The following is a 12269-nucleotide window of genomic DNA, read 5'->3' on the forward strand; positions in this document are numbered from 1 at the left end:
CCCTGACGCTTTCCCTGCCGAGGTTTGCCCGCGATGTGCGAGCCACCATGTTATGGGCTCGGCCGTGAAGGCTTAACGGGACTGGTAAACCAAAGCTGACCAGCGTTGTTGGTTTATGAATTCGCGACGTCTGCGCACCGGTGTTCTGAACCGAAGCTCGCGTAGTCAACGCATCCGGTTCGAGCGGCTAACGCGTGGGGTACCGGCGCCATCAGACGAATGAATTCGATCAAGACCGCAGGGTGATCCCTTACGCGCGTTTTCCCATCCGCACCACGTTTCCATCACTCCGCGGCACCAGGGACACGACTGCCGCCCTTGCGAGGTCTTCCAAGGCGGTCGCAATGTATTTCGCGTAGTGCCGCCCGATCATTTTGACTGACGTGTTGTGCAGTTTGGCGACCTGTTGGATGGGCAAGCCCTTTCGGAGACCGCGCACGATGCTCGAGTGCCGCAAAGCATAGGGAATCGCCTGCGGCATACCGGCGCGCTCGCGAATGGCCTTCCAGGGACGTGCAAGTTCGCCTCTTTTCCACGGACCGCGTTCAGACTTCTTCCACGCGATACCCCTCGGCTCCTGTTCATGGATCCATCGCTCGAAAAGAGGTGCATCGCTTGGCCGCCCGGCGATTGCGGGCAAAAGCACCTCAATCACATCGTCGCCCACTGGGACCGGGTCTGAGCCGCCATTGCCGCCGCGCCCCTTGTAGGAGCCCGGCACCATCAGACGCCGTGCAGAAACCTGTACGTCGCCCACGCGCATTCGCCTGACCTGGGCATACCGCGCGCCGGTCGCGGCCAGACATACGACGATCCGATATAAATCGCCATCAAATCCTTGCTCCTGATCGACTTCACACGCAGCTTGAAGGATGGCGCCAACCTCCTCATCCGTGAGAATCTGGTTATCCCGAGCAACCGACACAACATCATCATCATCGATCCGCTCGGCTTTGAAGCCGGCCTTCACAATGGCGAGGAACGTCGGGTTTAGTTTCTTCCGATCTGCGGAAAGCCGCGGCCACGCGGCATTTAGTGCGGCCTTGAGGTCATTCACGAACCGCTGCTTGGTCGTGACCTTTAAGTCCTCCGGCAAACCCTCGCGCCACGTTATCAAGTCGTCTTCTTTCAAGGCATGCAGATGCACCGATGCGAGAGGAGCAGCTTCCGCAGCTTCCTGATTGCCGCGCTTTTCTTGACCAAGAACGTAGCGCCGCAGCTTGGTACCGGCGTCGGATCGGACGTCGCGACCTGTTCGGCGTCTTTCTCGAGCGTCGCGTTCCTTGACGTAGGATTCAACGGCCGATCGCACGGTAGGAGCCGGGCCCGCCGCCTGCGACGCGGCTTCTGTTCTGGCTCGAGCTACGGCCTCCCGTGCCGTTCTCACGGCCTGTTCGAAGGTCAGAATCCCGTCGGCGGGCTTGTCATTGATGTCATTGGCGACGCCGACTGGCTCCTGCTTGTAGTTGCCGCCTTCGTGGTGATTACGCCAGCGGACAAACCAAACGCTGCCCTGTTTTCCTTTGCGATAGCCCAGATGCGCTTCCGCATCGAGGCGACGCCAATGCACGCCAAGCTCGAGCCTGGAGCGCGCTTTAGCCGTCGTGACCTGAGCCTCGGTGAGTGTCTTCGACATAGCGTTTGTCGCACTGTTACACGTCGAATATCCGTCGAATATACGGCGATGTACGTGGGCGAACAATACTGGATTTTGGACATTCAACCTATTGAAATTATTGGACGTCGGCGGACGGTAGTGGACGGAGGCGGATCCATTATTTGGCCCTCTCAAGGCTGAAACAGGGGTTCGATTCCCCTAGGGAGTGCCAAATGCACGATATTCCTCGCCATTGTACGATGCGACTCCCGCTCGGGAGCGCCATGCTGCTCGACAACCGATTGATCGCGCAGGCATCAGCAGGATTTGCCACTTTGCGCCGTCATAATTTGCCAATTCGCGTTAATTGACGCCATCCACGCAAGAAGGCCGCCCGCCCCGCGGTGCGATCTGACCGCGAGTGGGACTATAACTATTGAGTGGAAAGCAATGCGCAGCGACGACCCGCGACAGGACGGAGAAGAAATCTGGACAAAGAGGCCGGTTGAATTCGACCGCTCTCTTCGCTTTTCCGACACCGAGGTGCGCCGGTTGAGAGTACTCGCTCATGGCGAAACCATATTGCTGGCAGGCCGCACCTCCGCCGAGCGCGTGGTCACACGATGATGTTGGGGCTGAATACGATCTTGCCGACCAGCGTGATGCGATAACCCAGCCGATAAAGGTAGGCGTCACTGTCCCGCACGGCGGCATCGACTTGAATTCCCGAAAACAAGTTGTTCCTGGCGGCATTGGTGAAAAAATCGGTCGCCGTGAAATATGGGTTCGGGCGGAAGACATCGACCGCAAAGCCCGAATTGATCGACTCTCCCTGATTGTAGATCGAACTGACCGTCGAAAACGGCGCATGCTGTTCGACCCGAAAATTGCAGTAGTAGTTTGAACCGCTCGTGCCCGGGGGCAGCGGAATGCCGTAGTGTGCGGCTGCTTGCAGGATCGGCCCACTGAGGTCTGGCATGATGAGAACGGTTTCTCGGCGCCATTGCGCGGTGGTCACGCCTTTCATGTCGATGAGCACCACACCTGAAAGCAGAAGCTCCCACGTTTGATCTTGGATATTCGTCGGTTGAGTTTGGCCGACGGCTGTCGCGACGGGCGTGATCACCCAGTTTTGCGCGGCGAAACCTGTGGGGTAAATCATCTCAGGAACTCCAAATGTTTCGACGTTGGTCGAACAGATGCACTTGCCGGAATCATCATCTCCGAGCGCCTCACCGTTCATCGGCGTGGGCCGCACGCTCCCGCCCAGAGGCGCGCCCGGGTAGTTGATCTGACGGTCGTGAATCGAGAAGTGGAGATGGTCGATCAGCGAATTGCCGGTATCGTCCATCAAGCCAATGCGGTTACCCGTATAGATCGGCATCATCATCGAGGGAATGATTTGCCCTGGTCCCTCCATATGCAGATAGCGCGATGTGTAGCGGTCGATGTTTGTGGGATCGTTTGGGTCGCCATGCTGGATCTCGACCGTGTTCGAGTCTGTGCTGCTTCCCGTTGGGGTGCCGTCTGACACAAAGCTCACAATGCCGCTGCGCGGGGTCAGGACAGGTGTGCCGCCGCCGATATTGTCGTACGGCACGAAACGGCGATACCGCGTAAAGTCGATGGCGAAGGCTTCGTCTTTGTCGTGTGTGCTACTGTCGTTATAGTAGAAGCCCCGCACACCGAAACCGCAATCACGTAAGGAAAGCCCAAACGCGATCCCAGCGGCCACTATCGCACCGAACGGCCAATACGTAGCCGCCACATAGGCGATAATCATTTGGTCTCTGAGAAATGGACCAAGTCCACCCGCCGCAAAACACTGTCCGTCGGGCCACGGCGCTAGCAATTCAAAGGGCAAGGGCTGGTTCGTCCGTAGAGTGGCCGGCCGCCAGTGCTCGAGCCAGAGTTCATTTGGTGTCGCGATGCCACAGCCAGTGCATTGCCACCCACGCGGTGACCGCCGGATCAGGAATATGACATCGCCGGTAAACCAGCGACCCCGCCAGCCAAAGGTGCGCAGGTACTTCTTGTCGCCACGCCCGATGAGCTTGCGATCGACCTCGATCGATCCGCTACCAAGATCGCTGCACAGCTGCTCAAGCAGAGCTTCGGTCTCGAACGCTGTGTGTCCGCCAAGCGGTCCGATCTCGAAGTGGGTCGAGCTGATTAGACGGCGAAGTTGTTCACCATTGCGATGCGACAACGCAATTTCGATCGCATCGACTACCTGCTCGGCCGTCGACTTAAACGCGTCGTCAGGCAGCGAAAGTCGTGCAAGTCCACGTCGCGCGAGTTCGGCCGGATCGTCGGTCTTGAACGATTCCGCTTTGTTCGCGACCTTTTTGTAGAGGTCGGCCGCGCGCTTGAAATCGCGCGCACCTTCCATGATCAGTCCGGCCTGGAAGAGCGGGTTTGGATGCTTTGGCGCACGACGCGCCAGTGCGCGATAGGTCTCGATTGCCGTCCGCGCGTCATTGGCAAGTGCCGCAGTTTGCGCCTTATGAAGGAGTGCCCCTCGGACCCCATCAATCGAAGGGATCAGTGATTGATTGCTGGTAAGGGCTTCGATGGCCTTGTCATAAACGAGGAGCGCTTGCGTTCGATTGCCGTCCCGGGCGACATTGTCAGCTGTCCACAGCCAATAGGCGCCTGCTGCGGGTGATTGCGGCTCGCGTTCGATCGCGGCTTCGAGCGCATTGTTAGCATTCGAACACACGCCCTCACGACGCTTGCCCATCACCTGAGCGGCCAGGTGCCGCCATTCATGGGCCGATTTGGCATCAAGTGACCTCGGCTCGAAGATATCTGGTTTTGGACCTGCTTTGCGCATGCACTTGTCCGCCAGTATCCAACAGCTTGGCCAGTGCTCCCTCAATCAGGGTGGCTCCCGGCTCACTTCGGCGGTAAGCCAGAAACTATCACAGGTTAATTGGTTCGACAAATTGCCGTCGACCCAATTTCAATGGTGTGACCACTCGTCGGTCCGGTCCGCAGTAGGGCCGTCAGAGCTATTGCTGTCCCCTAGCGATGAGCAGATAATCTCGTTCGTCCAGCGTGCCGGCTGATCACTGATTCGTCGGTGGGAATTTCCCACCGCGCTCGAATTGGTTGGAGAATATGGGACAGTCCAATTCTCTTTCGCCGATCTGGCTGATCGTCGGCCGACGTCGTTTGCAGCGCTTTGTTCTTTGTTCGGCGGTGGTTGACCAGAGTTTGACGCCCGGCGACTAGAACGTCGCGAGTGGCTCGAAGAGCCGCTGCGCGCCCTCGACCCGATCCCAAGTGCCGTTTCGAGGAGAGATGAAATGCCAGATCAAGATGCTCTCGCAGGTGAAGCGATCACCCTCCGGACCGATGGTCGGGCCGAATTCATCGCGAGGGACGTGCCTGCGGCTTCCCACCGGCACGCGTTCAGCGACTTCGCTGATTTCAAGGCATATCTCGGAGAGGCGCTTGGCGCGAAAGCTGAAGGCGAAGGCATTCGCGGATCGGCGTCGCGGAGAGGCTAATGCTCGCGCCGTGCTGCCGAAGGCGGGCAGGCTGCCGGCCTCGGCGACCGGTGCTGGATGCGATCGCGTCTCCGGATGGAAAACTCCTAATCGGCGACCAGACCATAGATCTTCGCCAGGGCGCTGCCTATTCGGCGCCCGCGCTGACGCACACGGGTGACGTCAATGGCGCCGACCCCGCAACGGTTATGGCGGGTGCCCGGATCCGGATACGATCAACTTTCGCTTGAGACACTCTCTAAAGCGGTCCATCGGCACGCACGGCGTCCTCAAGCCGGTAAGCTCGACAGCAGCTTCGGCGCCCAGTCTCAGGATTGTCCCCAGCGGCAAGAGCTCAAGGTCCAGGCCCTCGGTCAGCACGTCTCGCCGAGGTCGCCGGGTCCGAGATCAAAGCCCTCCGCACGCTGGCGGGCGCATCCGGAGATCTGCGTCTGATCGCGCGTTCCTTGTCGGTCGGGGCGCGGACGTGTGTGCCTTCACACTCAAAGACACAAAGGCTGCCGAAAGCGCACCAGCTCAAAGCGATCCGCATCCGCCGCGCCGATGCCGATCAACGGGGTGCCGATGCGATATCGATAGCGTGCGCGAGGTGTGTCGCTCCGAACAGCCTCTCTGTGCCACTTATCAGTTGCGCGGCGCCAGTACGGTTGGCGAATGTTTCCAGACCGCCGGACAAGCGCGCGCCACTTTGACCACGCAGCTCGGCACGCAACTAATATTTATAAAGGCAACACTGGCGAAGTTCGCGTGGATGATGCTCCACAGAGTTTGCCAATCGAAAAAATATCCATTGTGCTTTAATTGCGGAATTCGAATCGCAAAAACTGGCAAACCCGTTGAAATCGGAAAGATTTCACTGTTCCCTAGGGAGCGCCAGCACGTTCATTCTCACTTTGATTTTCCTCTGCTTTTTGCGGCTTTTCCCAAACCGGGGAAGGTGGTTTGGGCGGACTTGTTCACCTTGTGTCCTTCCAGCTTGATTTCGATTTTCGCTGCATGTCGGCGATGTCGGCCATACCCTGGTGGTGGGTCCGACCGGTGCCGGCAAGTCCGTTCTGCTCGCGCTGATGGCGCTGCAGTTCCGCCGCCATCCCGGCGCCCGGGTCTTTGCCTTCGATTTCGGCGGGTCGATCCGCGCGGCAGCGCTCGCCATGGGCGGCGACTGGCATGATCTCGGCGGCGCGCTCTCGGACGATGCCACGGAGCCCGTCGCGCTCCAACCCCTGGCCCTGATCGATGATGCCGCCGAGCGCGGCTGGGCGACGGAATCGATCGCCAATATCCTTGCGCGGGAGACGATCGTCATCACGCCGGAGGCTAAGGAGCACCTCTGGTCGGCACTAACGTCGCTCGCTTCCGCGCCGGCAGCATCGGCATCGGCTCTACCTTGTTCTCTCAGTTCACCGCTGGTTTCGGCGGAAATCAGCCGACCATTGAAGACGCTATGGCGCTGGTGCTCGCGGCACTTGCGCTGCTGGGCCTCGGCGTCTTCGGTCCCGGCATCGCCAACGGAATCGTCTCCGGAGGCCCGCAACTTGGTGGCGTCCCGGACGGCAACTTGTTACGCAGGTTTTCTAGCTGTATCGGCAGGACATCGACGATATCGATTATGCCGCCGCCGGCGGCGGCCCGACTAATCAATCGGCTGGTAAGATCACCGTAAACACGCGCCACCTGCAAGGTCTTGCCGCTGGTGCCAAGGAATTCCGGCGACCTTGATCAAGCTCAAGGTGTCCAACCCGTCCAACGGCTATCTTGATGCGCCGCGAGGAAACTACCGATGTTTCAGGTTCGGATTCACGGACGTGGGGGGCAAGGGGTCGTCACCGGTGCCGAGATGCTCTCGGTTGTGGCTTTTTTCGAAGGGCGGCACGCGCAGGCTTTCCCGAGTTTTGGATCCGAGCGCACCGGCGCTCCCGTGGTGGCGTTCTGCCGCATCGCCGACAAGGAAATCAGGCTGCGTGAACCGGTCGTGGAGCCGGACTGCTTGATCGTGCAGGATCCGACGCTGTTCAAGGTAATCGATGTGTTTGCCGGCCTGCGCGGCGACGGCTATCTGCTGGTTAACACCAACAAGACATTCTCCGAACTCCACATCCGGCAGATCGCCGAACGCCTCCCGAAAGGTCATGCCGTCATCGTGCCGGCAACCGAATTTGCGATGAAGCACGTCGGGCGTCCGGTGCCAAACGCGGCTCTGCTCGGCGCTTTTGCTGCCCTGACGCAATTCGTTCGCCTCGACAGCGTCGAACGCGCGATCGAGCAAGCTTTCCCCGGCAAGATCGGCGGCGCCAATATCACCGCCGCCAGGGAGGCGCATGAATTTGTCTTGATGCAGCAACACGCCGAAAGCGCAGCCTGAGGAGTGGTCCGATGCTGAAGCAAATCGAAGGGTCGCACGCCATGGCCGAGGCCATCGCGCTGTGTCGCCCGGAGGTGATCTGCGCCTATCCCATCACACCGCAGACCCACATCGTGGAAGGCCTCGGCGAACTGGTGAAGGACGGCACCCTCCTCGATTGCGAATATATCAATGTCGAAAGTGAGTTCGCCGCGCTGTCGGTCGCGATCGGCGCATCGGCCGCGGGCGCCCGCGCTTATACCGCGACCGCGTCGCAAGGCCTGCTGTTCATGGCAGAGGCCGTCTACAACGCCTCGGGCCTCGGTCTGCCTATCGTGATGACGCTCGGCAACCGCGCGATCGGCGCGCCCATCAATATCTGGAACGATCATTCCGACGCCATGTCGATGCGCGACGCCGGATGGCTGCAACTGTTTGCGGAGACCAATCAGGAGGCGGTCGATCTGCACATTCAGGCGTTCAAGCTCGCCGAAGAATTGTCGATGCCTGTCATGGTCTGCGTCGATGGCTTTATCCTGACGCATGCGATGGAACGCATCGACATCCCCTCGCAGCAGCAGGTCGACGCCTACTTGCCGCCTTATGATCCGGTGCAGGTGCTCGATCCCTCCGAGCCCGCCTCGATTGGCGCGATGGTCGGGCCGGAAGCCTTTACCGAGGTACGCTTCCTCGCGCATTACAAGCAGACCCTGGCGCTGAAGCTCATTCCGGAATTCTCCGTCGAATTCGGAAAAGCCTTTGGCCGTGATTCCGGCGGACTGTTGCGGACCTATCGTGCCGAGGACGCCGATATGCTGGTGGTCGCGATGGGGTCGGTTTGCGGCACGATCAAGGACACGATTGACGAGATGCGAGAGGAGGGCATTCGCATCGGCCTCGTCGTCATCGTTTCCTTCCGGCCGTTTCCGGTCGAGGCGTTGCGCAACGCTCTCGCCGGCGCACAGGATGTCGTCGTGCTGGAGAAGAGCATCGCGGTCGGCATGGGCGGCCAGCTCGCCAACAATGTCGATGTCGCGCTGCGCAACCTGCCGAGACCGCCGCGGCTTCACTCCTCGGTTGCCGGCCTTGGCGGGCGCGCGATCACACGGGCGTCGCTGCACCATTTGTTCCGGCAGGCCAGCGTGCAGCCTTGGGAAGGCACGAATTTCCTGGACTTGAACGAACGCGTCGTCGGCCGCGAGATTCATCGCACCCGCAAGAACCGGCGGTCAGGACCGACCGCCGAGAACATCTTGCGCCAGCTGGCCCAGTCCGGCCGCCCGGCCGCCGAGTGAGGAACATGCCATGACGGACCCCGCCGCAGCGCTTGCATCCGAGGAAGTCGTGCAGAACCTGAAATATTATCAGAAGGGCACCTTTACCGTCGGCAACCGGCTGGTGGCGGAAGAGGAGCGGACGGTCCAGGCCTCGCAGGCCAGATCGAACGCGCTGACCTGCGGTCACCGCGCCTGTCAAGGTTGCGGCGAGGCACTGGGAGCGCGCTACGCGATCGATGCGGCGATGCGCGCCACCCGCAACAACCTGATCGCCGTCAACGCGACCGGCTGCCTCGAAGTCTTTACCACGCCTTACCCGGAAACCTCGTGGCAACTGCCGTGGCTGCATTCGCTGTTCGGCAACGCGGCCGCGGTCGCCACCGGCGTCGCCGCCGCGATGCGCGTCAAGAAGCGGCCGCAGGTGCGCGTCATTGCGCAGGGCGGCGACGGCGGAACCACCGACATCGGCTTTCAGTGCCTGTCCGGCATGTTTGAGCGCAACGACGATGTGCTCTACATCTGCTACGACAACGAAGGCTACATGAACACGGGGGTGCAGCGATCGTCGGCGACGCCGCCGACGGCGCGCACCGCGACCACGCCCTCGCTCGGCCCCGAGCCGGGCAACGTCTTCGGCACCGGCAAGTCGGTGCCGAAAATCGCGGTTGCGCACAACATTCCCTATGTCGCCACCGCGACCGTCGCCGACCTGCACGATCTCGAGCGCAAGGTGACCAAGGCGATGTCGATTCACGGCGCCCGCTACATCCAGATCAACGTGCCGTGCCCGCTCGGCTGGGGATCCGCTTCGCACGACACGATCCGGCTTGCCCAGCTTGCGGTCGAGTGCGGTCTCTATCCGATCTTCGAGGCCGAGCACGGCAAGGTCACGCAGGTGCGCAAGATCCGCCGCAAGGTTCCGGTGCAGGACTATCTGAAATTGCAGCGCCGCTTCGCGCATTTGTTCAGGGGCGGCCATGAAGACCCGCGCATCGCGCGGCTGCAGGCGATGTGCGATGCGAACATAGCTGAATACGGGCTGGTCGACACGACCGGCAGGGACGGCTGAGAGCATCGACCATGGAGCATCCGTTCGCCATCACGCTGGACGCCGGCACGTCGCTCATCAATCACACCGGCTCCTGGCGCACGCTGCGGCCGGAATACGTTCACCGCTTGCCGCCGTGCAATCATGCATGTCCGGCGGGCGAGGACATTCAGGGCTGGCTGGCTTATGCCGAGAGCGGCGATTACGAAGCGGCCTGGCGCGCGCTGACCGAAAACAATCCGCTGCCCGCCATCATGGGCCGGGTCTGCTATCACCCCTGCGAGGGCGCCTGTAACCGCGCCGTGCTTGATTCCGCGGTCGGCATCAATTCGGTGGAGCGGTTCCTCGGCGATCTCGCCATCAAGAACGGATGGCGTTTTGCCACGCCCGCTATGGCGACCGGCAAGAAAGTGCTGGTGGTCGGCGCTGGACCATCGGGCCTGTCCGCCGCCTATCACCTCGCGCGGATCGGCCACGCCGTCACCATCAACGAGGCCGGACCAGCTCCGGGCGGGATGATGCGTTTCGGAATTCCGAAATATCGTTTGCCGCGCGACGTACTGGATGCCGAAGTCAAACGAATCGCGGACCTCGGCGTCGCCATCAACTACGACGCAAAAGTCGCCAATATCGGGGAAGCCATGGCGGATGGCGGCTTCGATGCGGCCTTCCTGGCGGTCGGCGCCCACATTGCAAAACGCGCCTATATTCCGGCCGGTGAAGCGGCAAAGGTGCTGGACGCCGTGCAGGTGCTGCGCTCGATGGAAGGCGAAGACAAGCCGCTGCTCGGCCGAAAGGTGGTCATCTACGGCGGCGGCAATACCGCGCTCGACGTCGCGCGCACCGCTAAACGGCTTGGCGCAGAGGAAGCGGTCATCGTTTATCGCCGCACACGGGACAGGATGCCCGCCCATGACTTCGAGGTCGAGGAGGCACTCGAAGAAGGCGTGATGATGAAATGGCTGTCGACGATCAAGAACGTCGAGGCCGGATCGATCACGGTCGAGAAGATGGCGCTCGACCAAACCGGCTTTCCGCAGCCGACCGGCGAGTTCGAAACCCTGCAGGCGGACTCGGTCGTGCTCGCGCTCGGCCAGGATGTCGATCTGTCGTTGCTGAAAGGAGTCCCGGGCCTCGAGGTCAGGGACGGCGTGGTCCAGGTCGGCCCCAACATGATGACCGGGGTTGCCGGCATTTTCGCCGGCGGCGATATGGTGCCGTCCGAACGCACCGTCACGGTCGCGGTCGGACACGGCAAGAAAGCCGCCCGCCACATCGATGCCTGGCTGCGCGGCGGAAGTTACGCACCGGCGCCGAAGCACGAGATCGCCGCCGCCGACAAGCTCAACACCTGGTACTACGGCGAGGCGCCCAAGACGCTGCGACCGTTACTGGAACTGGCGCGTCGCAACTCGACATTCGAGGAAGTTGTCAAGGGACTTGACGAGAGCAATGCGCTCTATGAGGCGCGCCGCTGCCTGTCCTGCGGAAACTGTTTCGAGTGCGACAACTGCTACGGCGTCTGTCCCGACAATGCCGTGATCAAACTCGGGCCGGGCAATGGTTTTGAGTTCAACCTGGATTACTGCAAAGGCTGCGGCATCTGCGCCCAGGAATGCCCGTGTGGTGCGATCCAGATGATTTCGGAAGCAATCTGAAGGAGATGTGATATCAGCCACCTGAAATCGTGACTCGTGGTCTTCTGTTTCCCAAGTGGAAGGCGTGCATCGAAGAGACTCTCGCGAAGCAGGCCCTCGACGATGCCGGAAAAACGGCGGCCGGGGCGACGGGACGCCGCTATAGTTTCGCGGAAACAAATGAATCGAATCCAGACAATGACCGTCGATGTCGCTCTTCCACCATCACCGCGCGATTTGCGTCTCGATCTGTTTCGTGGCCTCGCAAACTGGGCCATTTTCTTTGGCCATATCCCCAACACGGCACTCACGTGGCTGACGACAAGAAACTACGGCTTCAGTGATGGGGCAGATCTGTTCGTATTCATTTCCGGCTATACGGCGACCTTGGTGTTTGGGAGAGTGATGCTCAAGCGGGGTTTCAATATAGGCGCGACGCGCCTTCTTAGGCGCGTCTGGCAACTCTATGTTGCCCATGTTTTGCTTTTTGTCTTCTATTTGACCTCCATTCACTACCTGGCCCACAACTTCAACATCTCCCACCTGATGGATCAGTTCAATGTTGCCCGTCTAATGGATTATCCGGTCGAAACATTGGCGCAGGGACTGCTCCTGAAATTCAAGCCGCTGAACCTCGATATACTTCCGCTTTACATTGTCTTGATGGCCATGTTTCCGCCCGTTCTGTGGTTGATGCTGAGGCATAAGAACCGGGTCATGCTGGGATCCGCCTTGCTCTACCTTGCTGCTCGCCATTACGGGTGGAATTTTCAGTCGTATCCGTCCGGCGTTTGGTATTTCAATCCCTTCACATGGCAGTTGCTCTTTGTGCTAGGCGCCTGGCTGGCATTGGG

At 60.5% G+C, this 12269-nt stretch carries 8 protein-coding genes, 1 tRNA gene and 2 pseudogenes; 9 read left to right on the top strand and 2 right to left on the bottom strand.

The window, feature by feature from the left end; translation table 11 throughout:
- Positions 1–250: 250 nt before the first annotated feature.
- Complete coding sequence (locus WCE35_RS24910; protein WP_424595966.1) at positions 251–1636, bottom strand: tyrosine-type recombinase/integrase; 1386 nt, start codon at positions 1634–1636, stop codon at positions 251–253.
- Positions 1637–1757: 121 nt separating this feature from the next.
- Between WCE35_RS24910 and WCE35_RS24915 the strand changes: the two genes are divergently transcribed.
- Positions 1758–1829: transfer RNA gene (locus WCE35_RS24915), tRNA-Glu, on the top strand.
- Between the two features lie 218 nt (positions 1830–2047).
- Positions 2048–2224, top strand: coding sequence for a hypothetical protein (locus WCE35_RS24920; protein ID WP_424595967.1), 177 nt, complete (start codon positions 2048–2050; stop codon positions 2222–2224).
- Here WCE35_RS24920 and WCE35_RS24925 read toward each other — a convergent pair.
- Positions 2214–4433 (bottom strand): peptidoglycan DD-metalloendopeptidase family protein, encoded by a 2220-nt coding sequence (locus tag WCE35_RS24925; protein ID WP_424595968.1) that lies wholly within the window; start codon positions 4431–4433, stop codon positions 2214–2216. The genes WCE35_RS24920 and WCE35_RS24925 overlap by 11 nt on opposite strands.
- A gap of 1659 nt (positions 4434–6092) precedes the next feature.
- Here WCE35_RS24925 and WCE35_RS24930 point away from each other — a divergent pair.
- From WCE35_RS24930 to WCE35_RS24960, 7 genes and pseudogenes are all read left to right on the top strand, one after another.
- Positions 6093–6480: pseudogene (locus WCE35_RS24930) on the top strand (conjugal transfer protein TrbE); the annotation flags it as partial.
- 1 nt (position 6481) lies between these two features.
- Positions 6482–6652 (top strand): annotated as a pseudogene (locus WCE35_RS24935) (P-type conjugative transfer protein TrbL); the annotation flags it as partial.
- 240 nt (positions 6653–6892) lie between these two features.
- Positions 6893–7474 (top strand): 2-oxoacid:acceptor oxidoreductase family protein, encoded by a 582-nt coding sequence (locus WCE35_RS24940; RefSeq protein ID WP_424595969.1) that lies wholly within the window; start codon positions 6893–6895, stop codon positions 7472–7474.
- Between the two features lie 11 nt (positions 7475–7485).
- A complete protein-coding gene (locus WCE35_RS24945; RefSeq protein WP_424595970.1) occupies positions 7486–8748 on the top strand; it encodes a transketolase C-terminal domain-containing protein in 1263 nt (420 codons plus the stop codon).
- 10 nt (positions 8749–8758) lie between these two features.
- Positions 8759–9799 (top strand): thiamine pyrophosphate-dependent enzyme, encoded by a 1041-nt coding sequence (locus WCE35_RS24950; RefSeq protein ID WP_424595971.1) that lies wholly within the window; start codon positions 8759–8761, stop codon positions 9797–9799.
- A gap of 11 nt (positions 9800–9810) precedes the next feature.
- On the top strand, positions 9811–11436 hold the full coding sequence (locus tag WCE35_RS24955) for an NAD(P)-binding protein (RefSeq protein WP_424595972.1): 1626 nt from the start codon (positions 9811–9813) through the stop codon (positions 11434–11436).
- A gap of 177 nt (positions 11437–11613) precedes the next feature.
- The coding region (locus WCE35_RS24960; RefSeq protein ID WP_424595973.1) for an OpgC domain-containing protein at positions 11614–12269 on the top strand (656 nt) is incomplete at its 3' end.

Origin of the sequence: Bradyrhizobium sp. (genome assembly GCF_049691595.1) — a bacterium.
GTDB lineage: Bacteria > Pseudomonadota > Alphaproteobacteria > Rhizobiales > Xanthobacteraceae > Bradyrhizobium.